This is a genomic window from Psychroserpens sp. AS72 (assembly GCF_038900375.1).
In the GTDB taxonomy this organism is placed as follows: domain Bacteria; phylum Bacteroidota; class Bacteroidia; order Flavobacteriales; family Flavobacteriaceae; genus Psychroserpens.
Window position 1 is genome coordinate 280,036 of record NZ_JBBMRC010000004.1, and the last position, 20,802, is coordinate 300,837.

A 20,802-nucleotide genomic window follows, 5' to 3' on the forward strand; every position below is an offset into this window, starting at 1 on the left:
AGTCTAGAACACTTCAATATTTAACATTAGTAATTGCTTTTGATTTTTGAATAAGATTTAATTATCTTTATATAACTTAAATTCAACCTTTATAAATGTTCAAACAAGACAAAGAGATTTTTAATATTCTATTGGGTTCCATTTCAGAAGGCGTTATCGTTGTTGATGAACTTCAAAATATAGTTGAAACCAACAAATCCGCAGAGCTCATGTTTGGATATAACAGTAAAGAGTTGCTCAATCAACCTCTTAATATCTTAATTCCACAAAATTATCATGCAAAACATGGTGACCATTTTAAAGGTTTTGTAAAAGATCATAAACAACGTCGAATGGGACACGGTCGGGATATTTTTGGCGCCAAAAAAGATGGTAGTATTTTTCCACTTGAAGCCAGTCTTAACCCTTTTTCTGTATACGGTAAGAATTTTGTTATGGCATTGATTGTTGATATTACAGAACGTAAAAAATTAGAACAAGAAAAAAATCATTTAACAAAAATTATTTTAGAATCTCTAAATGAGGTTTATGTATTTGATGCAAAAACGCTACAGTTTATAAATGCTAATTTTGGAGCTCAAAAAAATATAGGTTATAATTTAGAGGAAATTATTACCATGACACCTGTTGATATTAAACCTAATTATACAGAATCTCAGTTTAGAAAAGAGCTTGAAAAACTCAATCAAAAAAACATTGAAAAAATTGAATTTGAAACAGTTCATCAAAGAAAATCCGGAAGCACATATCCTGTAAACGTACATTTGCAACGTTCAAAATTAGGTGATAGAGATGTGTATGTAGCTATTATTTTAGACATCACAGAACAAAAAAATTATACTGAGAAATTAGAAAAAACAGTAGACATTAGAACTAAAGAATTAAAAACTGCTTTAACTGCCGAAAAAGACCTTAATGATTTAAAAACAAAGTTCTTATCTATGGTTTCTCATGAATTTAAAACTCCTTTAAGTGGTATTTTAACTTCAACAATTTTATTAAATAAATATAAATTAACCGAACAGCAAGATAAACGAGAAAAACATATAAGAACAATTAATGATAAAGTACAATATCTCAATACCATTTTAAATGACTTTCTTTCCGTAGAAAAATTAGAAAAAGGGAAATTCAATTATAAATTCACCAATTTTAAATTAAGTAAAGTTTTAAATGAAGTCATCTATAATGCAAATATGATTTTAAAGGATGGTCAACAAATAAATTACCCAGAAAATATTGACGATCTTTCAATGTACCAAGATGAAAAAATTCTAGAGTTGGCTATATCTAATTTAATATATAATGCGATTAAATATTCTTCTGAAAATACGGTTATTGATATTACTATTTCTCAAAATGAAAGTCATACCACTTTTAAAATAAAAGATAATGGGATTGGGATTCCTAAAAAGGATCAAAAAAACATATTTAATCGTTATTTTAGAGCAGAAAATGCATTGCTCATGCAAGGCACTGGAATTGGACTAAATATAGCAAAAGATCATTTAGAAAATTTAAATGGCACTCTTACTTTTGAAAGTGAAGAACATAAAGGGTCTACTTTTACAATAGAACTTCCAAATAAAGCACAACTATGAAAAAAGTACTATTAATAGAAGATGATACAGTATTAAGAGAAAATACTGCAGAACTATTAGAACTATCAGACTATAACGTTCTAACAGCAAGCAATGGAAAAATAGGACTTGAAATGGCATTAGATCATTTACCAGATATTATTGTTTGCGATATTATGATGCCAATTCTTGATGGTTATGGTGTGCTTGAAGGTTTATCTAAACATACTGAAACAAAGTTTATCCCTTTTATATTTTTGTCTGCCAAGACTGAACGAAGAGATGTTAGAAAAGGTATGAATTTAGGTGCAGATGATTACATCACAAAACCTTTTAATGAAGATGAAATTATGAGTGCTATTAAAAGTAGAATAGCAAAAGCGTCCATCTTAAAAGAGGAGAGGGAATCCCTTAAAAATTCACCTTCTAATACTGAAGATGAACTAAGAACATTAAATGATTTAAAAAATTTCTTTGATGATAATGGCACCATTTTTAATTACAAAAAAAATGATATCATTTACAAAGAAGGTCACAATTCTAATTACATCTATTTAATTATTAAAGGCGCTGTAAAGTGCTTTAAATTTGATGAAAAAGGAAAAGAGCTCACCACAGCACTTCATAAAGAAGACGATCTATTTGGTTATACATCTTTTACACATAATATACCTTACAGAGAAACCGCAACAGCAATCAAAGACTTAAATTTAGTTGGTGTTTCTAAAGCAGAATTAAAAGAGGTATTGAATAATAATCATAAATTGACATTAGAGGTTATCCAATTACTAACTGATGATCTCACAGGTGTTAAAGATCAACTTTTACAAATGGCATACAGCTCAGTTCAGAAAAAAACCGCATCTACTATTTTACGGTTTGCTGAAAAAATAAATTCAAAACCTGATGATCCAATTAAAATCTCGCGGAATGATTTGGCAAGCGTTGCTGGTATTGCTACCGAAACATTAATTAGAACGATCTCCGATTTTAAAAAACAAGGTCTCATAGAATTAGAAGGTAGAAATATTAAAATTTTAGATCTTCAGAAGTTACATGATATCTACTAATTATTCCTTGCTGTTTTTTTAAACATGAGAAATATCATTTCTTTTCATTCATCATAAATTTAGATTTGTTCATAATGAGAAATTTAAAAGATGAATATTTTATTACCAACAGATTTTTCTGAAAACTCTTGGAATGCCATAGCATATGCCTTAGATTTTTTTGAAAATATAACATGTAACTTTTATGTACTCCATGTTAATAGAATAGAAAACTTAGTTGTAGGTGATTCTGTTTATATCCCAACACATGAGGAAATAGAAAACAATTACATAAAGCCTTCAAAGAAAAAACTAAAAGACTTATTGAGGAAAATTAGTCTTCGTGCTAATCATAATAAGCAACATAAATTTTACACCTTAAGTGATTATGGCTTTTTTATAGAATCTATTAGGAAGCATGTTGAGGAGAAAAAGATTGACATGATAATAATGGGTACTAAAGGTGCTTCAGGACTTAAAGAATATATTATTGGCAGCAATTCTGGTGAAGTAATTAAAAAAGTGAAATGCACAACATTAGTTGTGCCAGAACACGCACGATATTCTAAAATAAAAGAAATTGCATTTCCAACCGATTTTAGTTTATCATACGATATAAACACATTACAACCATTTGCCAATTTACTAAACAAGGTTAAAGCAAGTTTACGAATTATTCATATCCAAAAAAAGGACACTGTATTAAATACCGATCAGCATACAAACAAAGATGTTTTACAAGATTATTTTGAAGATTTTAAACCAAGTTTTCATTTTCTCACAAATAAAAAAGTAGAAGATGCAATCCAATGCTTTGTAGAAAGTAGAGACATAAGTTTGATTGTCATGGTGGCTAAAAATCTAAATTATTTTCAAAGTATATTTTTCCATTCTAAAGTAGAGAAGATAACCTATCATACACATATTCCATTTTTAGTATTACACGAATAAATAACTTTAAATTATGAATGAATCAATTTTTTTAGCAAAGTTTTGGGGCTGGTATCTAATTATTTTCTTTTTAATTTTAAGCCTAAATCCTAAACGTATTAAACAAATATTCAATGATCTAAATGATGAAAAATTCTTAATCATTTTTTCTTTCTTGGCTATTATTGTTGGTTTACTAAATATTTTATTTCATAATATTTGGGAACCAAACTATAAAGTTATTATCACCTTAATAGGTTGGTCATCACTATATCTAGGTTTAGCTTTATTTGTGTTTCCAAAAAAAACAGTGGTTTGGTTAGAAATCACAAATATTAAACTTGTGCAAGTGGTTTATACATTATTATTTCTTGTTGGTATCTTTTTACTTAATGTCGTTTATAATATCATACCTGTCTAAAACTTAAAATTAAGTCAGGTATGATATTACTTAACTAATAGAAATCACCATTTATAAATACGAGGCAAAAAACATGGAGTATCTCAAAAGAACTCTTATAATAATTGTACATATTACCTAATAAAGTACATCTGATATATATCATAGTTTTCATCCAATCTACTCCGTAATTTTACTAGTGAATTCTTAAAACAGTCACTATGCTATCTATACTTCTTCCTACAGATTTTTCAGAAAATTCTATGAATGCTATTACATATGCTTTAGAATTTTTTAAATACCAAAAAACGAAATTCTATTTCATGCATGCTTATCAAAATGAATTCTATGATCATGATGAATTGCTGTCACGAGATGTTTATAAAGATGTATTAAGCAACGTTAAAAAAGAATCTCAAACAAATTTAGAGAACCTCCTAAAAAAGGTTAAAAACATATCACCAAATCCTAAATTTACGTACCATATTATTTCAGCATATAACACATTGGTTGAAGAAGCAAACCTCATTGCAAATGACAAAAACATAGATTTGATAGTCATGGGAACAAAAGGTAAATCTGATGAACGACATATCGTTTTTGGGAGCCAGACATTTCAGGTTTTAAAATATGTTGAATGTCCAGTATTAGCAATCCCTTCCAATTACAAAAACACGCAACCTAAACGTATTTTATTCCCAACTAACTATCTAATTCCTTATAAGCGTCGTGAATTAAAATTATTGTCTGAATTAGCAAAATCATACAGAAGTACAATAGATGTGTTGTACATCTCAACAAGTAATCAGCTTTCAATTAGACAAGAAGACAATCAAGCTTTTATAAAAGATATACTCCGTGATAATGATGTAAACTTTATCCAAGAAAACAGTAAAAAAATAGCAGATACTATAACAACATATATCAATGAAAATAATATTGAGATCTTAACTATGGTTAATACACAGCACTCATTTTTAGAAGACATGCTATTTCCTTCTACACTTGATAAAGTGAGCCTAGGGTTAGAAATACCTTTACTAGCAATGCAAAATACAGCACGATTTTAATTAAAAAATAATATTATGAAACATATTCTTCTTCCAACAGATTTTTCTGAAAATTCATGGAACGCAATCAGTTATGCCATACAACTCTATAAAAATGAGGAGTGCACATTTTACCTCCTAAACACCTATACTCCAGTTGTGTATAATGTTGAGTATGTCCTTGGCTATCCTGCTCAATTTGGTTTGGGTGATGTTATTAGAACAACTTCTCAAGAAAATTTAAAGAAGACACTTTTGAGAATCACTAATCTTTTTGGTGAAAATCCAAAACATAAATTTGAAACTGCTGCAAGGTTTGACACCTTAATTTCTGGTATTAAAGAGTTTATTGTCACACATAATATTGATCTTTTAGTGATGGGTACAAAGGGAGCTACTGGAGCAAAAGAAATTTTATTTGGCTCAAACACAGTACATGTATTCAAAGAAATTAAATGTCCAATTTTGGCTATTCCTTCAGGCTTTACATATGAAACACCACATGAAATTTTATTCCCTACAGATTTAGAAATCAAACATAAAGACTCACAACTTCAAATTTTAAAGGATATCGTTTTGAAAAATTATTCTCGTATCAATGCAATGCATATTTCAACGGGTCATGATTTAACTGAAAATCAGGAACAGAATAAAGCAAATTTAAAATCGATTTTTGAACATACTGCTTATTTATTTCATGAAGTGAAAAGTATGAATATTGCTGAAGCTATTAATGAATTTCAAACAAAGCATAAAATCAACTTACTCGTTATGATTAATAATAAACATTCGTTTTATGAAAATTTATTTTTTAAGAATACAGTCAATCAAATTGGATTCCATCTAAACATTCCATTTCTAGTAATACCTTCAAAAACTTAGGTCAACACTACTTTACAAAAGTTCAAAATAGTATTATAAACTCAAATTTCCGAAGAAAATTTTATTCTTTAAGTCATGAAAAAACACATATTACTACCAACAGATTTTTCTGATAATGCATGGAGTGCAACTGTATATGCATTACAGTTATATGCCAATGAGTCTTGTACATTTTATTTTTTAAACTCATGGACGTTTCCTAAATCAACATCAAGAACTTATATAACTTCAACTCATATTGATAAATTAAAGCAAGAATCAAAACAAGAATTAATAGCACTAAAAGAACAGGCTGAAAATTCTAGTACAAATACGAAACATGAGTTTCAAGTTATTTTTAGTGAAGAACCTTTAATAGATGCAATTGAAACTACTATTAAAAAGCATGAAATAGACCTCATCATAATGGGTACAAAAGGCGCTACAGGTGCAAAAGAATTTTTCTTCGGAAGTAATACCGTTAGAATGATTCAGAAAATAAAACAATGTCCTGTATTAATTGTACCTAATGAATTTGATTTTGAAGAACCTAAACAAATTGCATTTCCTACAGATTTTAGTCGCTGTTATGATTATAAAGAATTAGATCCATTAAGAGATCTAGCAGATCTTTACAAGTCTAAGATTATGCCTGTCTGTATTCTTTCTAATGAAAAACTCACTGACATACAAGAGTATAATATGACGCAGTTAGAAAGCCATCTAAAAAACTATGATAATAGTTTTCATTTCATGCCTAATTACACAAAAAAAGCTAATGAAATTAATGATTTTATTGAGACTGTAGGCATAAACATTCTTGTTATGGTTAACTATAAACACAGTTTTATTGAGAATATTTTGAAAGAACCTGTCATAAAAAAAATCGGATTTCAACCATTGATTCCATTTTTAGTGATTCCTGCTTAACAAACTGACATATATCATTTTAAGCGTGTTTTATGTGGTGTATTTTTATGTACGAACTAAAACAATCAGCATGAAACGAAAAATTTTAATACCAACAGACTTTTCAAAGAACGCTACTCAAGCTTTACATTATGCGATAAAGTTGTACAAAAATGACCATTGTATTTTCTATTTACTTAATGTATTCTCGTCTCCAAGCAATTTTATGGACAGCATAACGAGAATGGAACCTGGAAGCGAGTTATATGAAACTGCAAAATTAAACTCAGAAAATGGCTTAGCAAAAACATATGATATGATTGCTATGACTGAGTACGAAAACCCAAAGCATGAATTTAAAACAGTCTCAGTCTTTAACAACCCAATTGAGGCTATTAAAAACATTGTAGATCAAAAGGATATCGAAATGATTGTAATGGGTACAAAAGGAGAAACCCATTCTAGAGCAACAGCATTTGGTAGTACAGCAATATATGTCATGGAAAAAGTACGTAATTGCCCTGTTATAGTTGTGCCTCAAAAAGCAAAAATAGAATTGCCAAAAGAAATCGTTTTTCCTACAAATTACAAAATGCATTACAAAAGAAGAGAATTAAGCTATTTAATAGACATCGCTAAAAATAGTGATGCCACAATCATTATTCTACATGTATGTGAAGAAAATGAGTTAGATAAAACTCAAAAAGCAAACAAACAATTATTAGAAGATATTTTGGAAGGATGCAATTATAAATTTCATGATTTATCTCACAATAATGTTATGAGTGCCATCAATATTTTTGTTGAAAGCAGAGGCAGTAACATGGTTTCTTTTATAAACAAAAAACATACTTTTTTTGGAAGTATACTTTCAAATGCCTTGGTGAAGGAAATCTCATTCCATGTAAATGTCCCCATTTTAGCAATGCACGATTTAAGAAACTAAAACAGTAATAAAATGAAAAAAACAGGCATCTGGTTAGACAAAGACAAAGCACTCATTGTAACCATAGAAAATGAAAATGAAACCTTTCAAATTGTTTCATCAAACGTAGAACACTATAAAATTCATGGTGGCTCAGGAACACGACAAAAAGGTGGACCAGAAGACGTTGTACAAGACAGAAAATATTTAGAACGAGAAAAACATCAACTTAAACAGTATTTTAAAGATATCACAACTAAAATTGATGATAGTGATGCATTGGTGCTTTTTGGTCCTGCAGGTACAAATGAAAAGTTTAGTGATGAATTACATGAAAACTACAAACTTCTAAGTACCAAAATAAAAGGAATGAGAAAGACAGATAGCATGACAGACAATCAAGTAAAAGCTTGGACAAGAGACTTCTTTTTGTCAAATTAAAATTTGACAACTTTATTAGTTAGCTAGGTTAAACTGTCAAAATCAATATTGGTTTTGACAGTTTTTTAAAATACAAGTATGGACATTCAAAATATAGACATTGTTAAGTCTTCTGGTGAAATAGTAAAATTCTCACTAGAAAAATTACGTAGATCCCTAAAGCGAACTGGAGCAGATGATACGATTGTTAATCAAATTTTAGATACAGTACGTGACGAGTTATATCAAGGTATTTCTACCAAAGAGATTTACAACAGAGCTTTTGCTTTGCTTAAAAAAAACAAAAGTTTTCTCGCTTCAAAATATAAACTCAAAAAAGCGATCTATGAGTTAGGACCAACTGGTTTTCCATTTGAACGTTTTGTGAGCGCTATTTTAGATTACTCAGGTTATAACACTAAAGTAAGCGTCATTTTACAAGGTAAATGTGTATCACATGAAATAGATGTTATTGCTTTTAAAAATTCCGAAGCAACAATAATAGAATGTAAATTTCACAGTGAACAAGGTCAAAATTGTAACGTCAAAGTGCCTTTATATATCAACTCACGTTATCAAGATGTAAAATCTAACTGGGACCAAAGCTCAAAAAATGAAGCAGTACTCACTCCTGGATGGGTTGCCACTAACACTAGATTTACAAAAGATGCATTACAATATGGTAACTGTTGTGGTTTGTATTTATTGAGCTGGGATTATCCAAAGAACAATGGTCTAAAAGATAGAATTGACAGATTAGGATTATACCCAATTACAGTATCCACATTACTTACAAATCGAGAAAAACAGTTTTTATTAAGTCGAGATATAGTACTCTGTAGAGCATTAATAAATGATAGCTTTTACTTAGATCATTTAGGGATTTCTGAAACTAGAAAAGAGAAAATTCTAAATGAAATTTCACAATTATGTAATTAAAACAAATAAACAAAATGGAACAATACGCTAAAATTAACTTTCTTGGAGCAGCTGGAGTTGTAACGGGTTCAAAATACCTTATTGAAACTTCAGAAAAAAACATACTTGTAGATTGTGGGATGTTTCAAGGTCTTAAAGAGCTTAGAGAGTTAAACTGGTGTGATCTACCTATAGATGTGCCTTCTATTGATGTTGTTTTATTAACTCATGGTCATTTAGACCACGTTGGTTATTTACCTCGTTTAATAAAACAAGGCTTTACAGGGAAAATTATTGGGACAGCTCCTACTCTAGCAATAGCAGAAATCATTCTAAAAGATAGCGCTAAAATTCATGAAGAAGAAGCCAATAAAGCAAATAAAGAAAAGTATAGTAAACATCATCCTGCGCTACCCTTTTATACGATTAAAGATGCTGAAAACACTATAAAATTATTTACGGTAGAAATTGAAGATAAATGGACTACACTTTCAGAACACATTACGTATCGTTTTCAATATAATGGTCATATTATTGGTGCAACATTTATTGAAATTGACATTAATGGAAAGCGTTTTGTGTTTTCTGGAGATATTGGTAGACAAAATGATTTCTTATTAAACGATCCTAAAACTCCAGAATGGGCAGATTTCTTATTTATTGAAAGTACCTACGGAAACAAATTACATCCAACAGACAATATTGAAGCTGTTTTAACAGAAATCATCAAAGAAACCATACATAAAAACGGAAACTTAATAATCCCAAGCTTTGCAGTTGAGCGTCTGCAAACACTCATGTATATACTTTGGAAATTGTATAAAAAAAATAAAATCCCGAATATCCCAATTTTTATAGACAGCCCAATGGGTAACAATGTTTTAGAGGTTTTTAATCGTTTTCCTAAATGGCATAAATTATCTAAGGAAGATTATAATGCCATGTGTAATCATGTGAACATCATCCAATCCTATAAAGAAACTTGGGAGACGATAGATGATAAACGATCTAAAATTGTCATTGCAGGAAGTGGTATGGTCACAGGAGGACGTGTACTCACCTATTTGCAACAACTTATTGACGAGCCATCTACGACTGTGTTGTTAGTAGGTTATCAAGCTGAAGGCACTCGAGGAAGACAACTCCTAGAAGGTGCACATGAAATTCGTTTCTTCGGAAAGTATTATCCTGTAAACGCTACGATTAAAAGTATTGAAAGTTTATCTGCTCATGCAGATCAAAAGGATCTAATTAATTGGATGAGTAAAATAAAAAATATCCCAGAAAAAATATTTTTAGTTCATGGAGAACCTACTGCATCAGACGCTTTTAGAGTGAAAATAAAAGATGTTTATGGCTGGAATGCAACTATTCCTAAATTAACAGATGTTGAAAAAGTAATGATTTAAAAAAATACAAATAATAAGTGATCATACTGATATTTATCATTTTATAGTGCCTGTGTAATTAGTAAATTACTATTCAATAATTGATAAAAAATTTATAACAATCAAGAAAGCAGATTGTAGTTAGAGGGACTACCTTCTGCTTTCTTATCTAAAAAATCACACTATGAAAACTATACAAACACAAGTAAGATATGTAGAATGGCTAAGTGCAGAAGAAATGCATGAGGCTTCAAAAGAATGGTTATCAGAATTGAGATTCATAAAAGACGAACATCTATTTTTTGAAGATCTCATAACAACTTTCACAACTCAATTACTAGAATTTGAAGCTTTTTCAGATACCAAAGAAATTGTTGATGCTATAAATAGATCTCAAAAGCGAAACAATGTGCTTATAGAAGCTGTTAAAATTCATGAAAATGAACTTCAAATAATGGTTGATGGTATAGACCAACTTAAAGAAGAAAAAACGTATACCAAAGAACATAGTGATTTGATTATTGCAATTGCTGACTATATAAAAGAATACAAATCCTTAAAAACACAGCTTTTTGAAATTATTAAATCCGTCAAAAAGGAAGAAAAACTAAGTCATATCATCGATAAAAAATAACTTAAATCATTTGTGATGAAAACATCAATATTAATTCTGTTTAGTATTTTATTAATGAGTTGTTCATCAACTAATTTAGTAGAAAGCTGGAAAAATCCAGATATTGACACTTACGAGCCCTATAAGGTACTTGTTATAGGATTAACATCTGACGAAGCTGCTAGACAGCAATTCGAAGAGAAATTACAAAATGAACTAACTCTCAGAGGCGCTGAAGTTGTTATAAGCCTTGATGCATTAGATCAAAACTCTAACAACGATATGATGACTATAGAAGAGTTAGATGCTTTAGAAAACCAACTTATTGAAGATGGCTTTGACACCATTCTACTCACTAAAATTGTAGGTGTTGAAAATAAAAAATTATATACTAGAGATTATAAAAATCCAAATGTATTGAGTAGAAGATTTAAAGATGAGTATTTCAAGTATCAAGATTTATCTTATAATCCTAATTTTTATGAAGAATACAAAATCTATAAAGCAGAAACTACCATGTATTGTATTTGTCCTACTAAAGACAGAGAACTCATATGGAAAGGCTACATCAATATAACAGACCCAAAATCTATTGAAAAAACAGCAAAAGACTATGTGAAATTAGTTATCACAGTTTTAGAAGAACAACAACTAATTAAACCCTTAGTAATTACAAAAGACAATGAAGCTGAAGAGCTTTAAAAAAGTAAAACTGATTATACACGTATTTCATATAATAAGACAAAGCCTCAATAATTACATATTGAGGCTTATTTTATATTAAAACTTAATTAGTATATTATTTATTTACTATGAAAAACTAAAAGAGGCACTTCTAAATTGTTTCCAATTTTCGTCGTTGTAGAACCCATAAAAAACCGTTCTAATAGTAATTCTTTTTGTTCAATGAGGATCGTTAAATCAATAGCATTAGTTTGAATATAACCGCTCACAGCATAATGCATAGGCACATTATTAACAATATGATAATTGCTAGGAAAGTCTTTTGAAAAATACTCCATGTGCTCAAGGTCATTAATTTGAGCATCTGGCATACTTCCATTTTCATTTATTCTTAACACATGTAACTTATTAGAATACATTTTAACAAATTGTAATATCTTAGAAAAAGCTTTTCCTCCTAAAGTATCTAACGAATCTAAAGGAAGCAAAACCTCTTGCGGTTTCTTATATGTAAAACCTTCAGGAATCACTAAGGTCGTACATTCTACTTTTCTAATAACATTGATTGTGTTACTACCAAAAACCACTTCTTTTGCACCAGAAACACCATTACTTCCCATGACTAATACATCTATATGTTTTGATGAAACCACTTGATCTATAGCATCTGTTAGAACATCATAATCTATTAAAGTTTCAAATTTAAAATTGACATTATTAAACTTTTTCTTCAATGCTGAAACTAAACCATCTAACTGGTATTCAACGTCTTTAACTATAGAATTATAAATACTTTCATTTCCTGCCAGCATTAAGTCATCAGTTGTATATGATGTTGATTTTTGCACATGTAAAACATAAAAAATACACGTATCCTCTTTAAATAAATTGAGAGCATAGTGCATCGCATTTTTCGAAGTATCAGAAAAATCGGTAAGCAATAAAACTTTTTTCATAGACTCTATTTTGTAAAATTAAAATTAGCAAACAAAATTGATAATTTACATGATATTGATCAGTATTTCAAATACGTATCTAACCACTGCTTCGTATGGTAATTTACTTCTGCTCTATGTTGGCTTAATCCATGATCTCCATCTTTGAATAGAATCAATTGATGTGGGATTTTTTTCTTCAGAAATTGATAAGATAAATCCAATGCCATCTCAGGAACCACTCGCCAATCATTAGTCCCATGAAGCATCAAAATTGGCGTGGTTTTACACATAGTATCCACTTGCAGTATTGCAGATCGAGAGTTAAGTGCTTCTTTTGTATTTATAGCATAATTAGGAATATTCTTAGCATAAACCGTTTCAATCGTGTCGTTTCTAGTTTCCATCCATTTCCATAAATCAGACAATCCTCCACCTACAACTGCAGCTTTAAATTCGCAACTTTTTGTCAATGTTAAGTACGTCATCATACCTCCACGACTCCATCCATATAAAGCCATTCTGCTGGTATCTGCTGCTTCCAATTCTTTCAACACAGGAATGAGATTTAATACATCATTCACATCTTTACCTCCAAACTCTTCAACACCTTCGCTACCAACATTACCACGATATTGACTCCCAACAACAACATAACCCCAACTTGCAACTTTTGCCAAGATAAAAACAGCCTTAAATTCATTTAGTGAACCAAATTCCCCATTTCCGCCACGATTATAAATAACCGATGGATGTTTTACTCCAAAAAGCGGACTTGCGAGATATCCATTCACCTTGAGACCATCACTCAAATATGTTATACGTTCTATCTTAACACTATCTAAATATTGATATTGTTGTTTTAAAACACGTTTATCATCTTTTAACTCACTAATACGACTTGCTAGCTCCTCATTTTTGAATATATTTAAAGGTTCTCTTGCTAAAATTTTAGTATTTTGACCAAACAATCTTGAGACTGACAGTATCACAGTCAGTATTAAGATGTATTTTTTTTGCAACATAATAAGAGGACTTCGAGATTATTAATAATATAAATATATGGGAAATATTCTACTTAGAATAAAAGATCTAAATCAACATGTGCTTGATAATGATGCTACCAATGAAAAGCTAGAAGTGAGTTTAAACTTCACGTCAGATGGTTTACAATTGACTCCTCTTTCTTATGCTAAACTACTGGTTTATCTTACCCAAAATCAAGATTTTAAAGCAGATGTTTATTCCTTAGGAACTATTGTTTCAAACTTTGAAGACAAAGTGGCTTGCGCTCTTGGCAAGGAAAAAGCTATTTATATGCCAACTGGTACTATGGCCAATCATATTGCTATGCGATTACATTGTTCTAGAGGACAAAAAGCGGTTGTTCATAATCAAAGTCATATGTATAGAGACTGCGGAAATGCAATTTCTCATTTAAGCGGAATCCCTTTAATTCCAATTTCAACTACTAATTTTTCTTTTTCTACGGAAGACATTCAAAAAATAATCAAAGAGGCTTCCGAAGATAAAATCACAACACAACTTGGTGCTATTGCTATTGAAACTCCTGTGAGGAGAAATAACCTTCAAAATTTTAGCTACGAAACATTAAAAGACATTTCAAAATTTGCAAGAAAAAACGACATCGCTTTACATCTCGATGGTGCAAGAATTATAGGAACTGCAGCAATATCAAATAAAAAAGTTGAAGATTTCACATCTTTATTTGACACCGTTTATCTGTCGTTATACAAACATTTTAACTCCATATCTGGAGCAATTTTAGCTGGTTCAAAAGCGCAAATCAGTGAATTACATCACGAAAGACGCATGTTTGGTGGAGGTTTAAGAGCGTGTTGGGAAAACATTATTGTAGCCGATTTTTTTCTAAATGGTTTTGAAGAGCGTTTTATAAAAGCACAACAAATAGGAAAAGATTTTTTAAATCAGCTTTCTAATAAGTCCAATTTTCATTTTGAAGTGTTAGAGAATGGCACTAATGTTTATAAGCTTTTTCTAGACAATAAAAATCCAAATACTTTCCGAGAAAAGTTATTAAGTAAAGGAATAGACTTCCCAGAATTTGACACCAAGAACAATTGCTTTTATATTAAAATTAATGAAAGCATTTTACATTTCGGAATAGAAAAAATGGTCACTTTATTTACAGAAGATTAATTTAATAATTGATCTCTATCAATTATTTCACCATTTAATATCAAAAATTTGATGTCTTTTAAATGTTGTAAATTCTCTAGTGGATTTTTATTTAAGACTAAAATATTAGCTTTATATCCTTTTTTAATCACACCGTTTTTCCAACCAAAAGCTTTTTCAAAATTAGTGGTTGCAGCTGCAATAACTTCCCTTTTTGTCAATCCAATGTTATGATGTAACAGACTTAATTCTGTATGTAACGATATTCCTGGCATTGTTCCCCAAACATCTGTACCACTACCTGCTAAATACTTTGCGCCATTTTTGTAATACATAGGCTCAATAGTGTGTATTTCATTAGTTATAAGATTAGTATATGCGTTTTGCTCTAAGCTATCAACCTCATGATTTCCTGTTTTAGGATCTGCAGGACGATTAATATCTTCAGGGTTCAAAATAGAAGATACTCGCTCATCCCAAGGGTTTTTATGATCTGGTATATCTAGATAAGATAAACTTAACGTTGGCATAATAAAAGAATTAGATTGTCCAAGGTTTTTTGCGTGTTCTTGAAGTGGTTTATAGTCTTTTTTAAGTTGCGTTAAAAATTTATAATACGTCCATTTTGGACTATCTAGCTCATTACTAAATGGTTCATTTGCGACACTTTGTGCCATCTCTCTTGAAGCAACATCTAGTGAATATCGCGTAGTATGAACAAAAGCATGAATTCCCATATCCATACCTTCTTTAATTGTTGTATTACCCATTTCACCAATAGACACCATATCTAATTGTTTTGCTTTTTGAAGGGCAATTTCTATTTGATCTGGAGTTAAACCATACATGAGTAACAGCACATCATAACCTTTAGACTTTAAGGTTTCAATGTCTCTAATCATGGTCTCAGTTTCCGTTTTTTTTAATCCAACACCTTCTAATCTATACATATTTGGTGTTGGATTGCCTTCTCCATAAAATTCGCCACGTCTTCCTCCATCTACGGAAATGATATTTGTAACTCCCATATAGAGATAAGCATTACAATAGGATTGATTATTTATTGCTGCAAAGCCATCAAAAAGTCCAGGAATTATATACTTATCACTAGCATCAATAATTTTAGTGTGCTCTGGTATTTCAGGTTTATCTAAACAAGTACCAACCCATTCAATTTGGTCATCCTTAATTAGCAAACAGCCTTTTTTAATATCATTTGTTGTTGCTCCTAGATTATTCAAATCAAGTAGTGTTGCATTTTCAAATAACAGGTAGTGTGAATCGGAAGATGTAGTAACAATACTTGTCGATTTTTGTTCTTTGCATGACATTGCAATGACACATAATACTAGAAAATAAACACGGAATAACTTCATACCAAATCAATTTAATTATAAATATACATAATGCATTTTGAACTAAATAGTAAAGTCTAGCAAGTTGCTTGCTTATGTTAATTTTATTAAAATCAAATATTAAAGCATAAAAAAAGGCGATTTTCCGAAGTGAAAATCGCCTTTTTTATAGTTCAATTACTGAACTATTATTTTTAAAAACTCAGAATTAGTCTATAGTAAGTGCTCTAAAAGATCCATTCTCAATACTAATAGTTTCATCGTCATCGTTAGTAATCGTAGCATTGAATGATCCTTCAAAATACTCTCCAGTAGTTTGCGTTAAAGTGATAGTTCCACTTTCAGCAAAATCAAAAGAAAAATTCATAGCATCAGATGAAAATGATATTTGATGAGTCGCTTCAAAAGAATTGTCAACGTCAAAAGTTCCAGTTTCCGCACCTATAGGAATCCATAATGCTATTTGAGTATCTCCAACATTAGAGAATCCTTCACCATTATTTCCGTTTAAAGTGATAACTAAAGATTCTGCTGTTGCAATATCTGTAAAGTTGTAATCCGTACCGTCAATTGAAAATCTAATGAAAGTGTCTTCGTCTTGAGATCCTGCATCATCATCAGAACTACATGATGTAAAGCTGACACTAAAAATAACTAATAATGCTAATACATTTAATTTTAAAATTTTCATAATTGATTCAAATTTGTGCTCAACTTCTTAGTTATAGAATTAAAATAATTGAGCGAGAGTTAATATTTATGTTTTGATTTTTGAAGTTGCAAATATAGAAAAGAAACAATGTTAGTTATCTTTTTTATCCTTCTTCTTCAAAAACCCAAACAAACCTTTTTTCTTTTTCTTTTCTTTGTCTTCGGAAGTTGTATCAAATTCTCGTTCCTTTTGGTCTTTTTTAAAGAGTCGTTTTAGAAATCCGTCACGTTTTTCTGTTTCACATGCTAGTGCAATTTTGATATCTTCAGAAGGTGTTTCAAATTGAGCCTTTGTAATCGCATTGAATTTTTGATCACCATTCATCTGCTTTAAAAACAATGCAACTATTGGCAATGCCGAATTTGCGCCTTGACCAATACCTGTATTACTAAACCCAATACGATGATCGTCATTTCCAACCCAAGATAACATTACTAATTTAGGACTAATACCTAAAAACCAACCATCTTTATTATTTTGAGTGGTTCCTGTTTTTCCTGCTAAATCATTTTTTAAACCATAAGTAGAACGTAACCTTACTGCTGTACCAGAATTAATCGTCGATTTCATCATCTCGACCATCATTTGTTGCGTCTCTTTAGAAAATGCTTCTGGTAAAGCTTCTATTTTTTTACTTTCATAAATAACAGTTCCAAATTTATCTTCAATTTTAGTGATGTAAAATGGTTGTGATGCTCTGCCTTCGTTTGCAAAACTTGTGTAAGCACTAATAAGTTCTAACATTGACATTTCCGCAGTACCCAAAGCTAGAGATGGGACTTCTGGCAAATCTGAAGTGATTCCCATTTTTCTCGCTTGATCAATTACAGCAGTAATCCCAACATCTTCAAGCACTTTTACTGCGATGGTATTTACAGATTCACTCAATGCTTTTTCTATTGAATAATTGAGATGTCTATCTGTTTCTTCTTTTCCACCATTTGTAGGAGTCCAATTTTTTTGATTGGTATATGTCACTTCTTTAACTGAATAATATGAACAAGGTTCAATACCCTTTTCTAAAGCAGTTGCATAAACAATAGGTTTAAATGTAGAGCCCACTTGACGCTTAGCCAGTGAAACATGATCATATTTAAAATGTTCAAAATCAATACCACCAACATAGGCTTTAATTGCTCCAGTTTGAGGTTCTACAGCTACAAAACCTGTATTTAAAAACTTTATGGCATGTTTTAAACTATCAATTATAGACCCTTCTATAACCTCAGCATTATCCCAAGAAAAACCAGTAAACTTAGACTTTACATTCAAGCTATCCATAATTGCTTTATCTGAAAACTTTTGTTTTTTAAGTCGTTTGTAAAGACTTAAATTTTTAATTTGATGTTCAATTAGTGTATTACTTTTTAGCCATGGTGCATTTTTTCCGTAGGCATTTTCAAATTGCTTTTGAAGTGTTGTCATATGCTGCTTCATTGCATTTTCTGCATAGCGTTGCATATTGATGTCCAATGTGGTGTGGATTTTTAATCCGTCTTTATACAAATCGAATGATGTCTCATTAGCTGTATTTAAACTATCAATCAACGTTTTTACTTCTAACCTGATTTTCTCTCTAAAATAAGGTGCTACACCTTCAGTATAATTAAATTTTTGGTATTTAGTTTCTAACGGAATCTCATTAGTTTCTATTTTTAAGGCTTCGTCGATATACTCAGATTTTTCCATTTGCTGTAAAACAACATCACGTCTTAATTGGCTTCGCTCTGGAAATAATCTTGGATTATAACCATGTGGTGCTTTTAAAGTTCCAACTAGAGTTGCAGATTCTGAAAGGTTTAATTCACTTGTCTTTTTACTAAAAAAACGCTGAGAGGCACTTTCTATTCCGAAGACATTTTCACTAAAAGGAACCGTATTTAAGTATAATGCAATGATGTCTTGTTTTGAATAGATAGACTCAAAACGTTTGGCTACTATCATTTCCTTAATTTTATTCACTGGCATTGAAAACCAACCATGGTGCTCTCTTCCGTAGATGTTTTTAACCAATTGCTGACTAATAGTACTTCCACCACCCGAAGAATTATCTTGCATTAAGATAGATTTAAAAAACACACGCAATAAGCTTGTGTAATCTACTCCTCCATGTTCATAGAAGCGAGAATCTTCAGTAGCAACCAATGCATCTACCAAATGCTTAGGTAACTCTTCGTAGGTTACAATTTGTCTATCAAAAATGAAATATTTTCCGAGAAGTTCACTTTCAGCATCTAATAATAAAGACGCTTCAGCTTGTTTAATATCTTTTAAATCGTCTTTAGTTGGAAGTTTTCCCCAAAGACCTATATATACAGAGAACCAGAAAAACACTAACAATAGGAGTCCAGTTAGTGAGGCTTTCATTAATCGTTTAAGCCACTTGGACTGTATTGAAAATTTCATAAGTAGATTTTAATAGTTGGTTGTGATTTATATACGAACGAAATAATAGAATCGATGTTTTAAAAATAAATTTAATTCTTGATTATTTTTTATAATTTTAAACAATACCAATAATCATCTAAACTATGTATGAACAAGATTCAATGCTAGCATTTAAAAGAAAAAAATTTGAAGAGACCTATTCAAAACTTGATAAAGCTGAAACTTTAAAAGAACTATTGTTTCTGCAAAAGATGCAAAATGAAAACCTGATCTTAATAAGAAAAAACTCAGGTAAATTAGTTTGGATGTTATTCCTTATAATTTTTCCTTTTTTACTTTTCATCATCTCATCAATAATTAACGATTTTTTCTAGATTAGGCTCAAACTAAATTCCATGTTCATTTGATAATTATACAATTAAGTAGTGATTAAAAAGTGTAAGAAAACGAAGTGCATTTCGACCAATACAATCAGTAATTATAAATTAAAAACAGAAAGGACCATACAATATGTTAACTTGGAAAGACCTTATTAATTTCTCTGTAAAAGGGAATCCTACGCCAGACCGTAGAGTAGAAAAAACAGATGCCGAATGGCGTCAACAATTAACTCCAGAACAATTTAGAATTACACGACAAAAAGGTACCGAACGTCCTCATAGTGGTGATTTATGTAGTATTTATGATGAAGGTCAATACAACTGTATTTGTTGTGATACACCTTTATTTGATTCGACAATTAAATTTGAATCTGGATCAGGTTGGCCTAGTTTTACCCAACCTATTAAACCTAATGCGATTAAATATCATAAAGATTCATCTTTTGGTATGGTTCGCGTTGAAGTGATGTGCAATACTTGTGATGGACATTTAGGACATGTATTTCCTGATGGACCAGAACCAAGCGGATTGCGTTATTGTATAAATTCTGAATCTATGCAATTAGATTCTAAAGTAGAGGAGATAAAGTAATGACAAACAAAAAATTAAAACAATTAACCGTTGGATGTGGTTGTTTTTGGTGTATTGAAGCTGTTTACAATCAAGTAAAAGGTATTGAAAAAGTTGTATCTGGTTACACTGGAGGAACCGTTCCTGGAAAACCAACATATAGAGAAATATGCTCTGGATTAACAGGTCATGCCGAAGTAGTACAAGTCACATACGACCCAAATATCATTTCTTATGAGGACTTATTAGTTATTTTTATGACCAGTCATGATCCAACAACTCTAAATCGTCAAGGTGCAGATGTTGGTACGCAGTATCGTTCTGTGATTTATTATCATGACGAGAAACAGAAAGAAATTGCTGAAGTTGTTGTAAAAGAAATGACTCAATATTACGAAAATCCTATTGTGACAGAAATTAGTGAACTTGGTGAATTTTTTGAAGCCGAACCTGAACATCAAGATTTCTACAACAGCAATAAGAGACAAGGCTATTGTACCTTTGTAATCGAACCTAAGTTGGCAAAACTTAGAAAATTACATGCCGACAAGTTAAAAACTCATGTCGCATAAATT

At 30.5% G+C, this 20,802-nt stretch carries 21 protein-coding genes; 16 read left to right on the top strand and 5 right to left on the bottom strand.

The features are described from left to right. Positions 1–95: 95 nt before the first annotated feature. The 13 genes from WNY78_RS10250 (at position 96) to WNY78_RS10310 (ending at position 11,744) form a co-directional block, all read left to right on the top strand. Positions 96–1,601, top strand: coding sequence for a PAS domain S-box protein (locus WNY78_RS10250; protein ID WP_342873106.1), 1,506 nt, complete (start codon positions 96–98; stop codon positions 1,599–1,601). Next, the gene (locus tag WNY78_RS10255; RefSeq protein ID WP_342873107.1) at positions 1,598–2,650 is read left to right on the top strand and encodes a response regulator; all 1,053 of its coding nucleotides are present in this window, start codon (positions 1,598–1,600) and stop codon (positions 2,648–2,650) included. Before WNY78_RS10250 ends, WNY78_RS10255 begins: the two co-directional genes overlap by 4 nt. Positions 2,651–2,740: 90 nt before the next feature. Next, the gene (locus tag WNY78_RS10260) at positions 2,741–3,580 is read left to right on the top strand and encodes a universal stress protein (RefSeq protein WP_342873108.1); all 840 of its coding nucleotides are present in this window, start codon (positions 2,741–2,743) and stop codon (positions 3,578–3,580) included. 13 nt (positions 3,581–3,593) lie between these two features. Beyond that, complete coding sequence (locus WNY78_RS10265; RefSeq protein WP_321230044.1) at positions 3,594–3,980, top strand: hypothetical protein; 387 nt, start codon at positions 3,594–3,596, stop codon at positions 3,978–3,980. Between the two features lie 200 nt (positions 3,981–4,180). Further along, complete coding sequence (locus WNY78_RS10270; protein WP_342873109.1) at positions 4,181–5,029, top strand: universal stress protein; 849 nt, start codon at positions 4,181–4,183, stop codon at positions 5,027–5,029. Between the two features lie 15 nt (positions 5,030–5,044). Next, entirely contained in the window at positions 5,045–5,890 is an 846-nt protein-coding gene (locus WNY78_RS10275; protein ID WP_342873110.1) for a universal stress protein, read from the top strand. Positions 5,891–5,965: 75 nt separating this feature from the next. Beyond that, positions 5,966–6,799 carry a universal stress protein gene (locus WNY78_RS10280; protein WP_342873111.1) on the top strand — a complete coding sequence of 278 codons (834 nt, stop codon included), beginning with the start codon at positions 5,966–5,968 and terminating at the stop codon, positions 6,797–6,799. Between the two features lie 70 nt (positions 6,800–6,869). Continuing rightward, on the top strand, positions 6,870–7,724 hold the full coding sequence (locus tag WNY78_RS10285; protein ID WP_342873112.1) for a universal stress protein: 855 nt from the start codon (positions 6,870–6,872) through the stop codon (positions 7,722–7,724). Positions 7,725–7,736: 12 nt separating this feature from the next. Then, positions 7,737–8,144, top strand: coding sequence for a hypothetical protein (locus WNY78_RS10290; protein ID WP_342873113.1), 408 nt, complete (start codon positions 7,737–7,739; stop codon positions 8,142–8,144). Positions 8,145–8,222: 78 nt separating this feature from the next. Beyond that, entirely contained in the window at positions 8,223–9,062 is an 840-nt protein-coding gene (locus WNY78_RS10295) for an ATP cone domain-containing protein (RefSeq protein WP_342873114.1), read from the top strand. A 14-nt stretch (positions 9,063–9,076) separates the two neighbouring features. Next, on the top strand, positions 9,077–10,450 hold the full coding sequence (locus WNY78_RS10300; RefSeq protein WP_342873115.1) for an MBL fold metallo-hydrolase: 1,374 nt from the start codon (positions 9,077–9,079) through the stop codon (positions 10,448–10,450). Positions 10,451–10,613: 163 nt separating this feature from the next. Next, positions 10,614–11,063: a hypothetical protein gene (locus WNY78_RS10305; protein ID WP_342873116.1), complete on the top strand. Its 450-nt coding sequence runs from the start codon at positions 10,614–10,616 to the stop codon at positions 11,061–11,063. A gap of 15 nt (positions 11,064–11,078) precedes the next feature. Continuing rightward, positions 11,079–11,744 carry a hypothetical protein gene (locus WNY78_RS10310; RefSeq protein ID WP_342873117.1) on the top strand — a complete coding sequence of 222 codons (666 nt, stop codon included), beginning with the start codon at positions 11,079–11,081 and terminating at the stop codon, positions 11,742–11,744. Between the two features lie 101 nt (positions 11,745–11,845). On the opposite strand, the gene WNY78_RS10315 is transcribed toward WNY78_RS10310, so the two are convergent. Continuing rightward, complete coding sequence (locus tag WNY78_RS10315) at positions 11,846–12,682, bottom strand: universal stress protein (RefSeq protein WP_342873118.1); 837 nt, start codon at positions 12,680–12,682, stop codon at positions 11,846–11,848. A gap of 59 nt (positions 12,683–12,741) precedes the next feature. Further along, the gene (locus tag WNY78_RS10320) at positions 12,742–13,686 is read right to left on the bottom strand and encodes a prolyl oligopeptidase family serine peptidase (protein WP_342873119.1); all 945 of its coding nucleotides are present in this window, start codon (positions 13,684–13,686) and stop codon (positions 12,742–12,744) included. A 37-nt stretch (positions 13,687–13,723) separates the two neighbouring features. Here WNY78_RS10320 and WNY78_RS10325 point away from each other — a divergent pair, with 37 nt between their 5' ends. Further along, positions 13,724–14,842, top strand: coding sequence for a beta-eliminating lyase-related protein (locus WNY78_RS10325; protein WP_342873120.1), 1,119 nt, complete (start codon positions 13,724–13,726; stop codon positions 14,840–14,842). On the opposite strand, the gene WNY78_RS10330 is transcribed toward WNY78_RS10325, so the two are convergent. From WNY78_RS10330 to WNY78_RS10340, 3 genes are all read right to left on the bottom strand, one after another. Further along, complete coding sequence (locus WNY78_RS10330; RefSeq protein WP_342873121.1) at positions 14,839–16,197, bottom strand: amidohydrolase family protein; 1,359 nt, start codon at positions 16,195–16,197, stop codon at positions 14,839–14,841. The genes WNY78_RS10325 and WNY78_RS10330 overlap by 4 nt on opposite strands. Before the next feature lie 187 nt (positions 16,198–16,384). Beyond that, positions 16,385–16,867, bottom strand: a complete 483-nt coding sequence (locus WNY78_RS10335) for a hypothetical protein (protein ID WP_342873122.1) — start codon at positions 16,865–16,867, stop codon at positions 16,385–16,387. Between the two features lie 111 nt (positions 16,868–16,978). Then, on the bottom strand, positions 16,979–19,294 hold the full coding sequence (locus WNY78_RS10340; RefSeq protein WP_342873123.1) for a transglycosylase domain-containing protein: 2,316 nt from the start codon (positions 19,292–19,294) through the stop codon (positions 16,979–16,981). A 492-nt stretch (positions 19,295–19,786) separates the two neighbouring features. Here WNY78_RS10340 and msrB point away from each other — a divergent pair, with 492 nt between their 5' ends. Then, positions 19,787–20,248 (top strand): peptide-methionine (R)-S-oxide reductase MsrB, encoded by a 462-nt coding sequence (gene msrB / locus WNY78_RS10345; RefSeq protein ID WP_342873124.1) that lies wholly within the window; start codon positions 19,787–19,789, stop codon positions 20,246–20,248. Beyond that, positions 20,248–20,799, top strand: coding sequence for a peptide-methionine (S)-S-oxide reductase MsrA (gene msrA, locus WNY78_RS10350; protein WP_342873125.1), 552 nt, complete (start codon positions 20,248–20,250; stop codon positions 20,797–20,799). Before msrB ends, msrA begins: the two co-directional genes overlap by 1 nt. Positions 20,800–20,802: the final 3 nt, after the last annotated feature.